Source organism: Lentzea sp. NPDC058450 (genome assembly GCF_042721395.1).
Classification (GTDB): Bacteria; Actinomycetota; Actinomycetes; order Mycobacteriales; family Pseudonocardiaceae; genus Lentzea.
The window spans coordinates 197,189-213,292 of sequence record NZ_JBHXLO010000001.1; the positions used below are offsets into that span (position 1 = coordinate 197,189).

The 16,104-nt window shown below is 70.1% G+C and carries 17 protein-coding genes; 11 read left to right on the forward strand and 6 right to left on the reverse strand.

What is annotated here, in order from left to right; all coding sequences use genetic code 11:
- Positions 1 to 44 precede the first annotated feature (44 nt).
- Genes ACFWNN_RS00950 through ACFWNN_RS00960 form a run of 3 tightly spaced genes read left to right on the forward strand, consistent with a single transcriptional unit; the run spans position 45 to position 2,913 of the window.
- Positions 45 to 701 carry an HAD family hydrolase gene (locus ACFWNN_RS00950; protein WP_382437746.1) on the forward strand — a complete coding sequence of 219 codons (657 nt, stop codon included), beginning with the start codon at positions 45 to 47 and terminating at the stop codon, positions 699 to 701.
- On the forward strand, positions 698 to 1,702 hold the full coding sequence (locus ACFWNN_RS00955) for a phosphotransferase family protein (protein ID WP_382437747.1): 1,005 nt from the start codon (positions 698 to 700) through the stop codon (positions 1,700 to 1,702). The genes ACFWNN_RS00950 and ACFWNN_RS00955 overlap by 4 nt, the downstream gene beginning before the upstream one ends.
- Positions 1,702 to 2,913 (forward strand): acyl-CoA dehydrogenase family protein, encoded by a 1,212-nt coding sequence (locus ACFWNN_RS00960; RefSeq protein WP_382437748.1) that lies wholly within the window; start codon positions 1,702 to 1,704, stop codon positions 2,911 to 2,913. Before ACFWNN_RS00955 ends, ACFWNN_RS00960 begins: the two co-directional genes overlap by 1 nt.
- Positions 2,914 to 2,944: 31 nt before the next feature.
- Here the strand turns inward: ACFWNN_RS00960 and ACFWNN_RS00965 are convergent, their stop codons facing one another.
- Genes ACFWNN_RS00965 through ACFWNN_RS00980 form a run of 4 tightly spaced genes read right to left on the reverse strand, consistent with a single transcriptional unit; the run spans position 2,945 to position 6,817 of the window.
- Positions 2,945 to 3,301, reverse strand: coding sequence for a VOC family protein (locus ACFWNN_RS00965; RefSeq protein ID WP_382437749.1), 357 nt, complete (start codon positions 3,299 to 3,301; stop codon positions 2,945 to 2,947).
- Between the two features lie 11 nt (positions 3,302 to 3,312).
- Positions 3,313 to 4,026 carry a poly-gamma-glutamate hydrolase family protein gene (locus ACFWNN_RS00970; RefSeq protein ID WP_382437750.1) on the reverse strand — a complete coding sequence of 238 codons (714 nt, stop codon included), beginning with the start codon at positions 4,024 to 4,026 and terminating at the stop codon, positions 3,313 to 3,315.
- 59 nt (positions 4,027 to 4,085) lie between these two features.
- Positions 4,086 to 4,934 (reverse strand): LD-carboxypeptidase, encoded by an 849-nt coding sequence (locus tag ACFWNN_RS00975; RefSeq protein ID WP_382437751.1) that lies wholly within the window; start codon positions 4,932 to 4,934, stop codon positions 4,086 to 4,088.
- Positions 4,931 to 6,817 (reverse strand): prolyl oligopeptidase family serine peptidase, encoded by a 1,887-nt coding sequence (locus ACFWNN_RS00980; RefSeq protein ID WP_382437752.1) that lies wholly within the window; start codon positions 6,815 to 6,817, stop codon positions 4,931 to 4,933. Before ACFWNN_RS00980 ends, ACFWNN_RS00975 begins: the two co-directional genes overlap by 4 nt.
- Before the next feature lie 78 nt (positions 6,818 to 6,895).
- Between ACFWNN_RS00980 and ACFWNN_RS00985 the strand changes: the two genes are divergently transcribed.
- Both ACFWNN_RS00985 and ACFWNN_RS00990 read left to right on the forward strand, forming a co-directional pair.
- Entirely contained in the window at positions 6,896 to 7,462 is a 567-nt protein-coding gene (locus tag ACFWNN_RS00985) for a DUF3090 domain-containing protein (RefSeq protein ID WP_382437753.1), read from the forward strand.
- Between the two features lies 1 nt (position 7,463).
- Positions 7,464 to 8,252 carry an SCO1664 family protein gene (locus ACFWNN_RS00990; protein ID WP_382437754.1) on the forward strand — a complete coding sequence of 263 codons (789 nt, stop codon included), beginning with the start codon at positions 7,464 to 7,466 and terminating at the stop codon, positions 8,250 to 8,252.
- On the opposite strand, the gene ACFWNN_RS00995 is transcribed toward ACFWNN_RS00990, so the two are convergent.
- On the reverse strand, positions 8,249 to 10,507 hold the full coding sequence (locus ACFWNN_RS00995) for a P-loop NTPase fold protein (RefSeq protein WP_382437755.1): 2,259 nt from the start codon (positions 10,505 to 10,507) through the stop codon (positions 8,249 to 8,251). The genes ACFWNN_RS00990 and ACFWNN_RS00995 overlap by 4 nt on opposite strands.
- A 212-nt stretch (positions 10,508 to 10,719) precedes the next feature.
- On the opposite strand from ACFWNN_RS00995, the gene ACFWNN_RS01000 reads away from it, so the two are divergent.
- From ACFWNN_RS01000 to ACFWNN_RS01015, 4 genes are all read left to right on the forward strand, one after another.
- The gene (locus ACFWNN_RS01000) at positions 10,720 to 11,754 is read left to right on the forward strand and encodes a S66 peptidase family protein (RefSeq protein WP_382437756.1); all 1,035 of its coding nucleotides are present in this window, start codon (positions 10,720 to 10,722) and stop codon (positions 11,752 to 11,754) included.
- Between the two features lie 141 nt (positions 11,755 to 11,895).
- The gene (locus tag ACFWNN_RS01005) at positions 11,896 to 12,324 is read left to right on the forward strand and encodes a hypothetical protein (RefSeq protein ID WP_382437757.1); all 429 of its coding nucleotides are present in this window, start codon (positions 11,896 to 11,898) and stop codon (positions 12,322 to 12,324) included.
- A 5-nt stretch (positions 12,325 to 12,329) separates the two neighbouring features.
- The gene (locus ACFWNN_RS01010) at positions 12,330 to 13,031 is read left to right on the forward strand and encodes an aminoglycoside phosphotransferase family protein (protein WP_382437758.1); all 702 of its coding nucleotides are present in this window, start codon (positions 12,330 to 12,332) and stop codon (positions 13,029 to 13,031) included.
- Positions 13,032 to 13,041: 10 nt separating this feature from the next.
- The gene (locus ACFWNN_RS01015; protein ID WP_382437759.1) at positions 13,042 to 13,848 is read left to right on the forward strand and encodes a DUF3097 domain-containing protein; all 807 of its coding nucleotides are present in this window, start codon (positions 13,042 to 13,044) and stop codon (positions 13,846 to 13,848) included.
- Here ACFWNN_RS01015 and ACFWNN_RS01020 read toward each other — a convergent pair.
- Positions 13,829 to 14,269 (reverse strand): DUF3592 domain-containing protein, encoded by a 441-nt coding sequence (locus ACFWNN_RS01020; protein ID WP_382437760.1) that lies wholly within the window; start codon positions 14,267 to 14,269, stop codon positions 13,829 to 13,831. The two genes, ACFWNN_RS01015 and ACFWNN_RS01020, sit on opposite strands and share 20 nt — an antisense overlap.
- A 98-nt stretch (positions 14,270 to 14,367) precedes the next feature.
- Here ACFWNN_RS01020 and ACFWNN_RS01025 point away from each other — a divergent pair, with 98 nt between their 5' ends.
- Together ACFWNN_RS01025 and ACFWNN_RS01030 are read left to right on the forward strand one after the other, a co-directional pair.
- The gene (locus tag ACFWNN_RS01025; protein ID WP_382437761.1) at positions 14,368 to 14,793 is read left to right on the forward strand and encodes an NfeD family protein; all 426 of its coding nucleotides are present in this window, start codon (positions 14,368 to 14,370) and stop codon (positions 14,791 to 14,793) included.
- Between the two features lie 37 nt (positions 14,794 to 14,830).
- Complete coding sequence (locus ACFWNN_RS01030) at positions 14,831 to 16,036, forward strand: SPFH domain-containing protein (protein ID WP_382437762.1); 1,206 nt, start codon at positions 14,831 to 14,833, stop codon at positions 16,034 to 16,036.
- Positions 16,037 to 16,104: the final 68 nt, after the last annotated feature.

Genomic DNA, 16,104 nt, shown 5'->3' on the forward strand with positions numbered 1-16,104 from the left:
GTCCCCGGTTGCCGACATACCGACCGGTCGGTACCCTCCGACGCGTGGGTGACACAACGCTTCCTCAGCAGCCGCTGGTCGACGCCCTGATCTTCGACTGGGGCGGCGTCCTGACCGTCTCCGTGCCCGAGTTCGTCGGAGCCTGGCTGCACGCCGAGTCCATCGACCGCGAGGTCTACCGCCGGATCATGCGCGACTGGCTCAGCCGCGACGCGCTGCCGGGCAACCCGGTGTTCCGGCTGGAGACCGGCGAGCTGACCGTGCCCGAGTTCGAACGCCTGCTCGCCGCCGAGCTGATCACCGTCGAGGGCACGCGGGTCCAGGAGAACGGGCTGCTCAAGCGCATGTTCGGCGGTGCCACGCCCGACCCGGCGATGGTCGAGCTCGTGCGCAAGGCCCGTGCCGCCGGCCTGCACACCGCGCTGCTGTCCAACAGCTGGGGCGAGGGCTATCCGAAGGACCTGCTGCTCGAACTGTTCGACACGATCGTGATCAGCGGCCGCATCGGCCTGCGCAAGCCCGACGAGCGGATCTACCTCCACACCCTCGAGCAGGTCGGCATCACGCCCGGCAGGTGCGTGTTCTTCGACGACGCACCCGTCAACGTCGAAGCCGCCCAGGCCGTCGGCATGCACGCCTTCCGCCACACCGACGCCGAGAGCACCCGCGCCCACCTCGCGACCCTGGGAGTGACCCTGTGACCGACCTTCCCGGCCTCGACCTCGGCGCGCTCGCCACCCACCTGGGCACCGGCCCGCTGACCGGCGAGCTGTTCCGCGGCGGCCGCTCCAACCTCACCTACCGCGTCAGCGACGGCACCCAGACGTGGGTGCTGCGGCGCCCGCCGCTGGGCCACGTGCTCGCCACCGCGCACGACATGGCCCGCGAGTTCCGCGTCATCTCCGCCCTGGCCGGCACGTCCGTGCCCGTGCCGGGGGCGCGGCAGCTCGTCGAGGACACCTCGGTCATCGGCGCGCCGTTCTACCTCATGGAGGAGATGCCCGGCGCCGCCCTGCGCGAACGGTCGCAGTGCCCGTGGCTCACCCCCGAGCAGGCCCGCACCCTGTCCGAACGGCTCGTGGACGTGCTCGCCGACCTGCACTCCGTCGACCCCGACTCGGTGGGCCTCGGCGACTTCGGCCGTCCGGAGGGCTTCCTCGCCCGCCAGGTCAAGCGGTGGAGCAAGCAGCTCGACGCCTCCCGCAGCCGCGACCTGCCCGGCATCGAGGAACTGCGCGACAAGCTCGCCGACACCGTCCCCGCCTCCCCGCGCGCCACGATCATCCACGGCGACTACCGCCTCGACAACGCGCTGGTCACGCAGGAACCCCTCGCCATCAGCGCCGTCCTGGACTGGGAGATGGCCACCCTCGGCGACCCGCTCGCCGACCTCGGCCTGCTCTACGTCTACTGGGCGGGCCTGGGCGCCGACAACGACCCCATCACCGGCGGCGTCACCTCGCTTCCCGGGTTCCTCACCGCCGACGAGCTCGTCGCCCGCTACACCGCCCGCACCGGCACCGACACCTCCGGGCTCGGCTGGTACATCGCCTTCGGCTACTTCAAGCTCGCCGTCATCGTCGAAGGCATCCACTTCCGCTTCGCCAGCGGCAAGACCGTCGGCGCCGGCTTCGAAAAGCTCGGCGCGTTCACCGTTCCCCTCGTGCGGCAGGGACTCGCCGCCGCCCACAAGGAGCTCTAATGGACTTCGCCTACGACGACAAGACCGAGGAACTGCGCGCCAAGCTCCTCACGTTCATGGACGAGTTCGTCTACCCGGCCGAAGCGGTCCTCGAACAGCAGTTGCACGACGCCGCCGACCCGTGGGAACGGCAGCCGATCCTCGAGGACCTCAAGGCCGAGGCCCGCCGCCAGGGCCTGTGGAACCTCTTCCTGCCGGACGCCGAGCACGGTGGCGGCCTGACGAACCTGCAGTACGCGCCGCTCGCCGAGATCACCGGCCGCAGCCCGCACCTCGCCCCCGAGGCGTTGAACTGCGCCGCCCCGGACACCGGCAACATGGAGGTGCTGACGATGTTCGGCACCGACGAGCAGAAGAAGCAGTGGCTGCAGCCGTTGCTCGACGGCGAGATCCGCTCCGCGTTCTGCATGACCGAACCCGAGGTCGCGAGCTCCGACGCCACCAACATCGCCACCCGCATCGACCGCGACGGCGACGACTACGTCATCAACGGCCGCAAGTGGTGGTCCTCGGGCGCGATGAACCCCAACTGCGCCATCTTCATCGTCATGGGCAAGACCGACCCCGACGCCGAACGCCACCGCCAGCAGGCCATGATCCTCGTGCCCCGCGACACCCCCGGCGTCACCGTCAAGCGCGCAATGCACGTCTTCGGCTACGGCGACCACGCCCACGGCGGCCACGCCGAGATCGTGTTCGACAACGTCCGCGTGCCCGCCTCGAACCTCATCGCCGGCGAGGGCGAGGGCTTCGCGATCGCCCAGGCCCGCCTCGGCCCCGGCCGCATCCACCACTGCATGCGCCTGATCGGCATGGCCGAACGCGCCCTCGAACTGCTGTGCAAGCGCGCCCTGTCGCGGGTCGCGTTCGGCAAGCCCATCGCCGCCCAGGGCGTCGTGCACGAGTGGATCGCCGAGTCCCGCGTCCGCATCGAACAGGCCCGCCTGCTCGTGCTCAAGACCGCGTGGCTGATGGACACCGTCGGCAACAAGGGCGCCCACACCGAGATCCAGGCCATCAAGATCGGCGTCCCGGCCATGACCGAATGGGTCCTCGACAAGGCCATCCAGGCCCACGGTGGCGCCGGCGTCAGCCAGGACTTCCCCCTGGCCGAACTGTGGGCCGCCACCCGCACCCTGCGCCTCGCCGACGGCCCCGACGAGGTCCACCGCATGTCCCTCGCGAAGCGCGAGCTCAAGAAGTACGCGTAAGTCCCCAGGCGTGACCGTTCTGTCTGTTCGCCTACCCGGTGAACAGACAGAACGGGTGCCCGTCGGGGTCGATGAGCACCCGCACGTTCTCCTGCGGCTGCGCTACCGCCATCACCGCCCCGCACGCCACCGCGTGCCCGGCGGCCGCGTCCAGGTCGTCCACCTCGACGTCCAGGTGCTGCGACGCTATCTGCTCACCGGCTACCGCGGGCCACACAGGCCTGCGGAAACACCCCTCGTGCTCGAAGTTCAGCGTCAGCCCGCCCGGCACCCGCACCTGCGCCCAGTCCGGTTCCTCGCGGGCCACCTCTCCGCCCAGCAGGCGCGCGTAGAACGCGGCCAGCTCCAACGGCCGTGACGTGCCCACCGTGACCGACGTGAGGCGCATGCCCGGACACGCTAGTTGTTCAGCGCCTCCCGGGCCGCCAGCGCCGCCCGGCACGCGTGCACGAAGTCCCAGAACACCTCGGTCGTCGTGTGCCGCCGGTCCGACCGCGAGTTCTCCTCGAACATCGCCGACCGCAACGGCGTCGTCAGCTCCAGCTGCCCGCCCTGCCGCGACTTCGTCCGGTTCGCGATGTTCGCCCGGTCGAACCCGCCCAGGATCGGGTGGTCCACCGCGTCGATCGTGTGGAACCCGGCCCGGCGCAGCCGCGTCAGCAGCTCCACCCGCAGCAACGCGTCCCGCCCGCCGACCAGCACCGCCCGGTCGTGGTCCTCCAGCCCGGCCGCCGCCGCGGTGCACCCGTGCAGCCCCAGCGCGTGCGAGGCCCCGGTCACGAGCGTCCGCGCCACCCGGTCGTCGCAGTTCGACGACGTCACGTGCAGCTCGTCGTTCGCCGCGGTGCGCAGGCCCTCGAACATCCAGTAGTCGTGGGTCTGCCCGATCGGCACCCGCGTGCCGGGGTGGAAGCCCGCGATCGCGAGGCACAACTCGGACGTCCCGACCTCGATGCCGCCGCCGTGCGGGGCGAGGACGACGGAAGGCGTGCGGGGGCGGTGCCGCTTGAAGCGACGCCGGTAGTCCACCCGTTCCACCAGTCGGGGATCGGCGTAGAGGTCGGAGTTCGACGCGTAGACGTCTAACGCCGCCCACTGAGGCTGGGGTCTCATGGCGGCCGGAAGCCTACCTGTCGTCACCCGGTCGGCCGCGGCCCACCGGGTGACGACACTCACACGAGCGTCAGAGTTCGTGCCGCCACGTCCAGCGCCGCGGCCACACCCAGCGGCAACGACCACGACCCCGCGCAGTGCCCGAAACCGAAGTCGCCCAGGATCGGCACTCCCAGACCCGACAGGCGGTCCGCGAGGACGTCAGTGACGTCCCCGCAGTCCGTCCACGAGCCCAGCACGATCCCCGACACCGGCTCGAACCAGCCCGCCCGCAGCAGCTGCGTCAGGATCCGGTCCAGCCGGTAGGCCTCCTCGCCGACGTCCTCCAGCAACGCGATCGCGCCGTCCGCGGGCCGTTCCCAGCGCGGACCGCCCACCGAGGCCGCCAGCAACGCCGCGTTCCCGCCCACCAGCACCCCCTCGGCCTGGCCGGGGACCACGGGCGTGCCGGCCGTCCACGACGACACCCCGTCGAACAACACCGACCGCAGCCGCTGCTGCGCCAGCGGGTCGTCCACGAAGTCCGCCGTGCCCGGCATCGGGCCGAACACCGTCGGCTGCCCCACCGCGTTGAGCTCCGCGTGCAGCACCGTCACGTCCGACGAGCCCACGAACACCCGCGACGGCAGCGACTTCCACGGCACCAGGTCCGTCATCCGCAGACACCCGTAGCCGCCGCGCACGCAGAACACCGCCGCCACGTCCGAGCGCCAGGCGTCGACGAACTCCCGCGCCCGCACCTCGTCCGGCCCGGCCAGGTACGGCAACGCCCACGGCCGCACCACAGGTGTGGTGACCTGAAGGCCCCACGAGCGCAGCACCTCGGCACCCGCCGCCACCCTGGACGGAAGGGCCGGGCCGGCCGGTGACACCAGCGCGACCCGATCCCCGGGAACCAGCAGCGTCACTCCGACAGTTCCAGCACCGGCACACCCACAGGCGTGAACCCGAACGCCTGCCCGTAGAACGACAGCTCCGCCTCCAGCGCCGTCTTGATGTTCTGCGCCATCCGGAACCCGTGCTGCTCGCCCTCGAACGTCAGGTACGCGTGCGGGATCCCCGACCCGGCCAGGTCGGCGGCGAACCGGTCCGCCTGCTCCGGCGGGCAGATCTCGTCCTCCAGGCCCTGCAACAGCAGCACCGGCCCCGACGCCGAGCGCGCCTTCGTCGACGGCGACCGGTCCCGGTAGCGGTCCGCGGCCTCCGGCAGCGTGCCGACCAGGCCCTCCACGTACCGCGACTCGAAGTCGTGCGTCTCGCCCCCCTCGCCGGTCCAGCCCGCGAGGTCCAGGATCGGGAACGCGACCATGCCGCAGCGGTAGACGTCGGTCGAGGTCAGCGACGCCGCCGACGTCCAGCCGCCCGCCGAGCCGCCCCGGATGCCCAGCCTCTGCGGATCCGCCGTGCCCTCCTTCGCGAGCTCCTGGGCCACGAACGCGCAGTCCGCTACGTCCACGACACCCCACTGCTCGCGCAGCCGCTCCCGGAACGCCCTGCCGTAGCCGGTCGAACCGCCGTAGTTGACCGCCACCACGCCGATGCCGCGGCTGGTGAAGTAGGCGATGTCACTGTCGAGCTTGGGCAGCGACCGCCCCGTCGGGCCGCCGTGCACGTGCACCACGTACGGCGGCAGCTCGTCCTCCGGGCCCGCGAAGTCGGGGTTGGACGGCGGGTAGACGTAGGCCGGGATCTCGCCGAACATCCGCTCGACCGGTTCCGGCAGGTACGCCGCGTCGGGGGAGGCCTCGCCGCCGGTCAGGTAGGTGAGCTCGCCGTTGGACAGGTCCAGGCGCACCACCGCGTAGTCCGACGTCGGGCCCGCCGCGCCGCAGATCACCACGCCGTCGCGCACCGACAGGTCCGGCACCCAGGTCGGCAGGTCGGTCTGCACGTCGGTGACCGTGGCGCTGCGTTCGTCCAGGACCGCGAGGTGCCCGGAGCGCACGACCAGGTACCGGCCGGGCGAGACGGTGGCGAACCAGCGGTTGCCCAGCCGCCACATCGGGCCGCCCAGCTCCTCCTCGCACGGCGCGAGGTTCTTGCGGGTGCCGTCGGGGGAGACGCGAAACAGGTTCCACCAGCCGTCCGGGTCGGTCAGCGCCAGCAGCGCGTCACCTTCCCACTCGAACTGGCACACCGCCTCGGTCTGCGACCCCGCGACGACGCGGTGCTCGGTCGAGCCGACGTCGGCGACGCACAGCTCGGCGCCGTCCCACGGCATCTGCGGGTGGTTCCAGCCGATCCACGCGAACCGCGTGCCGTCCGGGCTGATCCGCGGGCCCGTCATGAAGTGGTGGGACGCCCCCAGCACCCTGATTTCACCGGAACGTGTGATCGCCACCAGGTCCCGCGCGATGTCCGTGCGCGCGTCACCCGTGACGGTCTCCCGCACGCACCACACCTCGCCGTCCGGGCCCGCCGACAGGTCCGAGTAGCGCACCCCGTGATGACGCTCCGGCGCGGGCGTCAGCGGCGCCGGTGCGGGCGAGTCCGGGTCGAACACGTAGATCCGCTGGTCGTCCCAGTGCGTGAACGCCACCAGGTCGTCCGCGAGCACCACGAACGGCCGCCCGCCGTACTCGTGCACCCGGTTGCGGGCGTTCCACGGCGCGGGCAGCACCTCCACGCCGTCGCGCACCAACGCCACCCTGCCGGCCTGTGCGGGCCGGCTCTCCGCCCACCACACGCGGTCGGCGTGCAGGTCGGCCCACTGGAATCCACCACCGGGTTTCGAGGTGTCTCCCGCCGTGATCGGCGAGGTCCAGGTCCCGTACGAAGCGATCTTCACCACAACCCGACCCTATACGCGGAGTGTTTGGTGGGGGAGGACCTGCCGACGATCTCCGCGTGGCCTAGGGTCGTATCTGCCATGGCTCGCGTCATTCACGTATTCCGCGCACCCGACCGGTTCATCGCAGGAACCGTCGGGCAGCCCGGCGACCGCACCTTCTACCTGCAGGCCTCAGAGCAGAGCAGGTTGATCAGCGTCGCCTTGGAGAAGCAGCAGGTCCAGGTCCTCGCCGAGCGCATCGGCTCGCTTCTGGAGGAGGTGCACCGCCGCTTCGGCACCGACGTGCCCGACGACTCCCCTCCGGACGACCTCGACACGCAGCCCCTCGACGTCCCCGTCGAGGAGGAGTTCCGCGTCGGCACCATGGGCCTCGGCTGGGACGCCGAGTCCAAGGCGGTCGTCATCGAGCTCCTCGCGATCTCCGAGGAGGAGGTCGACGAGGCCGTCGTGCTCGACGACACCGAGGAGGGCCCCGACGCCGTGCGGGTCTTCCTGTCCCCGTCCGCCGCCCGCGCGTTCGCCGAACGAGCCGACCGCGTGGTCAACGCCGGCCGCAAACCCTGCCCCCTGTGCGCCGAACCGCTCGACACCGACGGCCACATCTGCCCGCGGCAGAACGGCTACCGCCGCACCGAAGAAGACTGACGTGGACACCTCCGCGGCCCTGCACCTGCTCGAACACGGCCGCATCGAGGTCGAGGGACGCCTCGTCGACGCCTCCAACGCCACCTTGTTCTGCAAGATCTCGTTGGACGGCGTCGACGCCCAGTGCGTCTACAAACCCGTGCGCGGCGAACGCCCGTTGTGGGACTTCCCCGACGGCACCCTCGCCGGCCGCGAGGTGGCCACCTACCTGATCTCCGCGGCCTCCTTCGACGTGGTCCCACCCACCCTGCTGCGACCGGGCCCGTTCGGCACCGGCATGGTCCAGCTCTGGGTGGACACCCGCGAAGAGGACGAACTCGTCGACATAGTCGGCGTCGACGACGTCAAACCGGGCTGGATCCCCGTCTTCCACGCCCACGACCGCTTCGGCGACCCCGCCGTCCTCGTCCACGCCGACCACCCCCGCATCGCCGACATGTCCGCCTTCGACGTGGTCGTCAACAACGCCGACCGCAAGGGCGGCCACGTCCTGCACGCCCTGGACGGCTCCGTCTACGGCGTCGACCACGGCATCTGCCTGCACACCGAACCCAAACTCCGCACCGTCCTGTGGGGCTGGGCCACCCAACCCCTCCCGGACCACGTCCTGGAAACCCTGCGCCGCCTGAGATCCTCTCTGGACGGCGGCCCGCTGGACGAGGCCCTGCACGACCACCTGACCCGAGCCGAAGTCCGCGCCGTGGGCGAACGCGTCGACAAACTCCTCGCCGCAGGCGTCTACCCCGAACCCTCCGGCGACTGGCCCGCCATCCCCTGGCCGGCCTTCTAGGTCAGCATCTCGGCCAACTTGGCGATCTGTTGGCCGTCGTACTCACTCAGGATCTTCAACACCCCTGTGCGAAACGCCTTGTGCCGATCGCCGGTGAGTTCGTACTTCGCGACCTCGACTTCCCACAGCACGTTGTCCCCGGCAGCGCCCGCGAGCGCCCTCAGTCCGTGCACGCCGTCGACCCGCCGATGCAGATTCCGCTGCGACGCGGGCCACCGCGCCACGATCTCCGCCAGCAGCACCAGGTCCTGAGCCCTGCGTGCGGCGGCGGGGCCTTCCGCGGGACTGATCCGGTCCAGCACGCGGATGTAGAACATCCACACGGTGACAATCCGCTTCGCCTCTCGCACTGACAGGTCCGGCTGTGCCTTCAGCCGCTCCGCGAACCGTTCCTGCACCCGCACGTCGTGTTCCAGCGCCTCGATCACCGGCTCCCGGGCCACGACCTCGGCCGCTGCCGACACGTCGACCTGCGCCGTCATCGTCACGACCGGCCGCAGTCCCGCCACTTCCTCCTCGGTGATCACCGGTTGCGGCGGCGCCGTCCCGAGCAGCCCCTTGAGCAACGGCTCGACCTGCGTGCGCGCCACCCGAGGCAACGGCAGCGGTAGCTGGATCAGCTTGCGCAGGAACGTCCACCCCGGACTCGGATCTGCCGCGTCCTTCCCGGCGCCCGTCGCCACCAGCGCCGAGTAGACGGCGTCGAGGTGCGCGGCCGTCGCCGCCGCGTCGATCCCCAGCACGAACCGGATCGCCGGGAACGACTCGCTCAGGAACCCGTTGATCGCCTCGAACACGTCCGCCGTCGTGCGCGGCGAACACCGGTCCAGGTCGTCGATGAACACCACCAGCTGAGTCTTGTTCGCCCCCAGTTGCCGGATGAGCCGATGCACGTCCTCCTGCGCGCTGAGCAACTGCCCCTTGCGGAGCCGCCGCTGCGGGTCGCGCAACGGGTCATCTGTGCCCACCGCCGTGGAGTACGCCCTCATCGCCCCGGAAGGCCCGAACAGCTCCGCGGGCAACACCGTGTCCGCGGCCCGGAACAGGTACCTGCCGGCGGTGTGCGCCAGACCGGCGACCAGCAGTGCGACCACCACCCAGAACACCAGATGGTGCGGTGCGAGGTCGAACCCGAACACGCGGTACGACGTGGTCGCCCGCAGCAGCTGGATCAGCACGGGCACCGGCAACGCGAACACCGCCAGCTTCAGCACCGGCGACACGAGCCGCTTGCGCAGCGTGCGCTGCACGTGGCTGCGGTCGAGCTGCTCGGTGTTGTGCTGGAACCAGAACCGCTGCAACGACGAGCTCGACTCCCGCGCGATCACCGGCGCACCCGTCGCCACGATGCAGTCGTTGAGGCCCGCCCACACCTGCTCACCGGTCTGCGCGGACCACGGGTTGTAGACCGCCGTCAGCACTCGAGGCGCCGTCACCCGCGTCTTCCGCCACGGCCGCCAGAACCAGCCGCGCAACATCAGGTCGGCGTCCCACGCCCGCACCCGGCGCTGCCGCCAGTCCGCCACCTCCTCCGGCCACGCGCCGGCGGCGTCGAGGCGGTCCCTGGTCATGTCCATCAGCGTGCTCTTGCCCGACCCCCACGCACCCTCGATGGCGATCACCGTCGGCCCCGCCAGATCCGGATCCAGGTCGGAATGGGCCAGCAGCTCCGCCAGTGACTCCACATACGCCTGCCGGGCCAGCAGATCGGTGTGCGCGACCCGATCTCCGTGACCCATCGTCCTGAGTCGAAACGCCACCGCGGAGTTCTGGCTGAGGGCAACGGCCAAGGCCATCGCGAACCGGGCGGCGACGTCCACACCGGAAGGCCTGTCGGCGCTCGAGTCCGCAGAGCTCCCGACGAAGGTTCCGTGGAGCACCAGAGTCGGTGCCCCGAACCTGTGCCTCGCCGCGACGGCCTCGGAGACGTCGTCCACTCCGAACACGAGACTGATGCCCGGCGTCGCATAGGGGGAGTCGGGCAGGAGTTGCCACCACGGGGAGTGCGCCAGGCGGTTCGCATCCCACTCCAGCACGTTCGTGGCGTTGTCCTGAAGATCTGCCGCCACGACGACTTCGCTTTCCGCGCTTCCTGGCGGCTTGGCCTCGGTCACGACGAAGACGGCCGGCGGCTGGAGCTGGGCGAGTGTCTCGGGGTGGGGTGCGTCGCCCGAGGTGCCGGCGAAGATCGCGACACGGGTGGACGTGCCTCCGATGGTTCCGATCTCGACCTGTCGACGACCGTTGAGCACCACCCGCCGAGAATCGACGAGAAGAGACTGCCAAGCGTTGTAGGCGAAAGCTGACGAGGTCGACAGCAGCGCATGGACTTGCTGACTGGACGCGGGGACGTGGGATCCCGCTGGTTCTCCACCCGGGACTGTCATGTGTGATCCCCAGGACGTTCGGCTACCGGCAACACCAAAGGTCGTGCCGCCACTCGCAGGCGTTACTACGCTCGGCACCCATGTCGTTGATCAACCCGCCCAAACCCCAGCCCGGCGACCGCGTCGCGATCGTCTCCCCGGCCGCCGGCATCGCGGGCCTGTACCCGTTGCCCCACGAGCTGGGCCTGGAGCGCCTCAAGACCGAGTTCGGCCTGGTCCCGGTCGAGTACCCGACGACCCGCAAGATGGGCGCCACCCCGCAGGAACGCGCCGACGACCTGCACGCGGCGTTCGCGGACCCGGACATCAAGGCCGTGATCGCGACCATCGGCGGCGACGACCAGATCACCGTGCTGCCGCACCTGGACGCCGAGCTGATCAAGGCCAATCCCAAGCCGTACTTCGGGCACAGCGACAACACCAACATCCTCATGTGGCTGCACAACCGGGGGATCCAGGGCTTCTACGGCGGCAGCGTCATGGTGCAGTTCGGCCGGCCCGGCGCCATGCACCCCGCCACCAAGGACTCGCTCAAGGCGGCGCTGTTCACGCAGGGCGAGTACGAACTCACCCAGTCCACCGCGTACGGCGACAAGGACAGCCCCTGGGAGGACCCCGAGACGTTCACGAAGGAACCGGTGCTCGAACCCGCGGGAGGGTGGATCTGGCACCAGCCGACGAAAACGGTCAGGGCGAGGTCGTGGGGCGGGAACCTGGAGATCCTGTCGTGGCTGATGATGGCCGGCAAGGAGATCGACGAACCGGACCACTACGACGGCAAGGTGCTGTTCTTCGAGACCTCGGAGGAGATGCCGAGCGCCACCGAGGTGTACCGGATCCTGCGCAACATGGGGGAGCGCGGTCTGCTCGACAAGTTCCCCGCCGTGCTCGTGGGCAGGGCGAAGGCGTGGTTCTTCACCAACCAGGACACCGACCGTGCGACTCACACGCGAGAGCAGCGCGAAGCGGTGCTGCGAGCGTTCGGCGAGTACGCGCCCGAAACCATGATCGTGTTCGACGTCGACCTCGGGCACACCGACCCGCAGGTGATCATCCCCGTCGGCGGCACGATCGAGGTCGACGGGCCGCGGCGGCGCATCACCGTGACGTACTGAGTCATCGGAGAACTATTCCTTGCCCATTGATATACCCCAATTGAGACCCGGCAAAGGTTTGACGGGCGATCAGCGTGGCCCCTAATCTTTCTCGTTGGCGTTCTGACCTGCGGAAACATTCTGATTGTGAATGCGGGACACATGAGCTATCTGGAACGGATCGTCGTGGTGGGCGCGGCCGGGCTCGGCGCGTGGGCGGCGGCGTGCCTGGCGCGCAGGTTCGGGCCCGTGGACCTGATCGGGCCGGGTAAGGCGACGCTCGCGGACATCGGGGTGCGGCACCTGCCCGGGGCGACGGTCCGCGACTTCGACCTCGACACGCCCGCGGTCATCGTCGAGAACGACGGCGGGCGGCTGCAACGGCTCGTGTGCGACCGGCTGCTGGTGGCGGGGTGGCCCGTGCCGTTGCTGCCCACCAACCGGTGGATCATCGACGGCAAGGTCGTCGTCGCACGCGACGGTGCGGACCTCAAGTTGTTGTCGACGTGTTTCGACGCCAACGGGTTGTGGCGGCCGGCGCTCGCGGACTACCAGTTCCGCCGACAGTCCGGAGCGAACTCGCTAATCTGAATCGGGTGATCGATGAGGACGCGAGAGCGCGATTAGTCCGCCGTTTCGGCCAAGACGTCACCGCATGGATCGACGCGCTGCCCGACCTGGTCGCCACCCTCACCGCCCGCTGGGGCCTCACCCTGGTGAAACACCTGCCCGGCGGCACCAGCGCCACGTTCCTGTGCACCAACGCCGTCCTCAAGGTCACGCCGGAGCACGACATCGCCGTGCACGAGGCCCGCGCGCTCGCCGCCTGGGCCGACACCACCGCGATGGTCGACCTGCTCGACACCGACATCGCCCGCGGCGCGCTGCTGCTCGAACGCCTCGACCCCGGCACCCAGGCCACCGATCCCGCGAAGGTCGTCCCCGCCCTGCACGAGGCGAACACCAAGGGGTTCCCGCCGCTCAAGGCCCGCGTCGACTACCTGTTCGAGACCGTGCTGACCCGCCGCACCGGCACCTACTACGCCACCGAACACCACCGTGCGCGCAAACTCGCCGACGACAACGTCAAACCCGTCCTGCTGCACGGCGACATGCACCCCGGCAACGTCCTGAACACCCGGCGCGGACCGGTCGCGATCGACCCGCGCGCCTGCGTCGGCGACCCGGCGGTCGACTGGCTCGACTTCGTGCACGGCGGCCACGACCTGCACGGCGCCGACGTCGACCTCGACCGCGTCCACGAGTGGCTCGCCGCCTTCAAACCCTTCTACGGATAGGGTCGGCCCCGTGCGTTCCCACGACTACGGCCGCGACGTCCTCAACACCCCGAAGCGCAAGAAGGTGCCCGAGGTCGCGGCCGAACCCGGTCTCGTCGTCGAGGACCCCGCCAGCGGCTTCTGCGGCGCGGTCGTCAAGTTCGAGTACGGCCAGGTCGTGCTGGAGGACCGCCACGGCCGGCACCGGCTGTTCCCGCTCAACCCGGCCGGGTTCCTGCTCGACGGCAAGCCCGTCACGCTCGTGAAGCCCGCGCCCGGGCCGCAGAAACCCAGGATCAGCGCGTCCGGCTCGGTGAAGGTCGAGGGGCTGCGCGCCCAGACGGCGAAGGCCAGCCGCATCTGGGTGGAGGGCAAGCACGACGCCGAGCTCGTCGAACGCGTCTGGGGCCACGACCTGCGCGTCGAGGGCATCGTCGTCGAACCCCTCAACGGCGTCGACGAGCTCCCGCAGCGCATCAGCGAGTTCGGCACCGCACCCCACCGGCGCCTCGGCGTGCTGGTCGACCACCTCGTCGCGCACTCCAAGGAACAGCAGATCGTCGACCGGATCACCGACCAGAACGTGCTGGTGACCGGCCACCCGTACGTCGACATCTGGCAGGCGGTCAAACCGCAGGCCGTGAGGATCAAGGCCTGGCCGGTGATCCCGCGCGGAACGGACTGGAAGACCGGTGTGTGCGAGCAGCTCGGCTGGGGCGAGACCTGGGAGGGCTGGCAGCGCGTCCTGAACTCGGTCAGCAGCTACCGCGACATCGAGTCCGACCTGCTCGGCGCCGTCGAGCGCCTGATCGACTTCGTCACGGTGCCTCAGGACTAGCCTGCTCAGGGGTGGGTCGGGCGGGCGACCACACGACCAGGTTCATCACGACCGAGCCGAGGATCACCACGCCCAGCATCACGCCCATCACCCAGAATCCCTGGTCGTTGTCGGCCAGCGCGGCGTCGACGACCTTCCCGTCCTCCAGGTCGTAGCGCACCTCGACGCGCGTGCCCGTCTCGTGGATCGAGCCGTTCTCCGACAGCGTCGTCACGTGCGTGCCGCCGCCGGGCAGCGGGAACTCGACGCGGACCTTCGCGTTCTTGCCCGACTTGATGCGCTCCTGCACCACGGCCTCGGTGCTCGACCACGAGTGCTGCTCGTTCGCCGTCTGGAGCAGGATCACCAGCCCGACGACCGCGCTCACCAGCACGAGCCCGGCCACGATCCGGCCCTTGCGCGATTTCACCGACTTCGCCACGACCAGAACATCTCCCGTTGATCGATTTCGTTACGGTCCGGGGCCCAGCACGGTGAATCTCCCGGTCAGGCACTCCCCGTTGGTGTATGTATGGGCTCATGGCCGCGCTGATCTGGCTGATCGTCGGGATACTGCTCGTCGTCGCCGAGGTTCTCTCCGGTGACTTCGTGCTGGTCATGCTCGGCGCCGCCGCGCTGGCCGCGGCAGGCGTGTCCGCACTGGGTGCCGCCGACCTGGTGAGCGTGCTCGTCTTCGCGGCGTCGTCGCTGGGCCTGATCGTCACGGCCCGGCCGTTGCTCAAGAAGCGGTTGCAGCTCGGCTCGAACGTCAGGATGCACCACGAGGCGCTGCTGGGCAGCAGGGCCGTCGCGGTCACGCGGGTGGACGAGCACGGCGGGCAGGTGAAGATCGGCGGCGACACCTGGAGCGCGCGCACCCTCGACGGGTCCGTGATCGAAGAAGGCGAAGCCGTCACCGTTGTCGAGATCTCGGGAGCCACCGCCGTCGTCATCGCCGCCGTGTGACCCCCTGGGTGCGAACCCAAGAAGGAAGTGAACCGAGTTGGACCCGATCACCCTCGTGATCATCGCGGTCGTCGCGATCTTCGTGCTGACCATCGCCGTCAAGTCCGTGCTGGTCATCCCGCAGGCACAGGCCGCCGTCATCGAACGCCTCGGCCGTTTCCGCAACACCGCGGCGCCCGGCCTGAACATCATGGTCCCGTTCATCGACAAGGTGCGCGCCCGCATCGACCTGCGCGAGCAGGTCGTGTCGTTCCCGCCGCAGCCGGTGATCACCCAGGACAACCTCACGGTGTCCATCGACACGGTCGTGTACTTCCAGGTCACCGACCCGCGCTCGGCGGTCTACGAGATCTCCAACTACATCGTCGGTGTCGAGCAGCTCACCATCACGACGCTGCGCAACCTCGTCGGTGGCATGAGCCTCGAGGAGACCCTGACCTCGCGTGACCACATCAACGGCCAGCTGCGCGGCGTCCTGGACGAGGCCACCGGCCGCTGGGGCCTGCGCGTGGCCCGCGTCGAGCTCAAGTCGATCGACCCGCCGCCCTCCATCCAGGACTCGATGGAGAAGCAGATGCGCGCCGACCGCGAGAAGCGCGCCATGATCCTCACCGCCGAGGGCCAGCGCGAGTCGTCGATCAAGACCGCCGAGGGGCAGAAGCAGTCGCAGATCCTCGCCGCCGAGGGCGCCAAGCAGGCCGCGATCCTGGGCGCGGAGGCCGAGCGGCAGTCGCAGATCCTGCGCGCGCAGGGTGAACGCGCCGCCCGCTACCTGCAGGCCCAGGGTCAGGCCAAGGCCATCGAGAAGGTCTTCGGCGCGATCAAGGACGGCAAGCCCACCCCGGAGGTGCTGGCGTACCAGTACCTGCAGACGCTGCCGCAGATGGCGCAGGGCGACGCGAACAAGGTCTGGATGATCCCGACCGACTACGGCAAGGCCCTCGAAGGGTTCGCCCGCATGCTCGGCGCGCCCGGCGACGACGGCGTGTTCCGCTACGAGCCGCCGGCCGACACCGCGCAGCGCCCCAAGCCCGAGGACGACGACGAGTCGATCGCCGACTGGTTCGACACCGCCCCGGACCCGAAGGTCGCCGAGGCCGTCGCCGCGGCGGAGGCCGTGGCCCGCAAGGAGGTCCCCGGACCGCTCTCGACGCCGCCGCGTTCGGTCGCCGCGCCGTCGCCGGTGCCGGAGCTCGAGGCCGAGCAGCCCCGGTCGCTGCACCAGCCCGAAGACCAGTTCTGAGCAGATAACAGCAGGTGAGCGGCCCGTTCCCGATCTTCGGGGGCGGGCCGCTCAACTTTTTCCGGGAC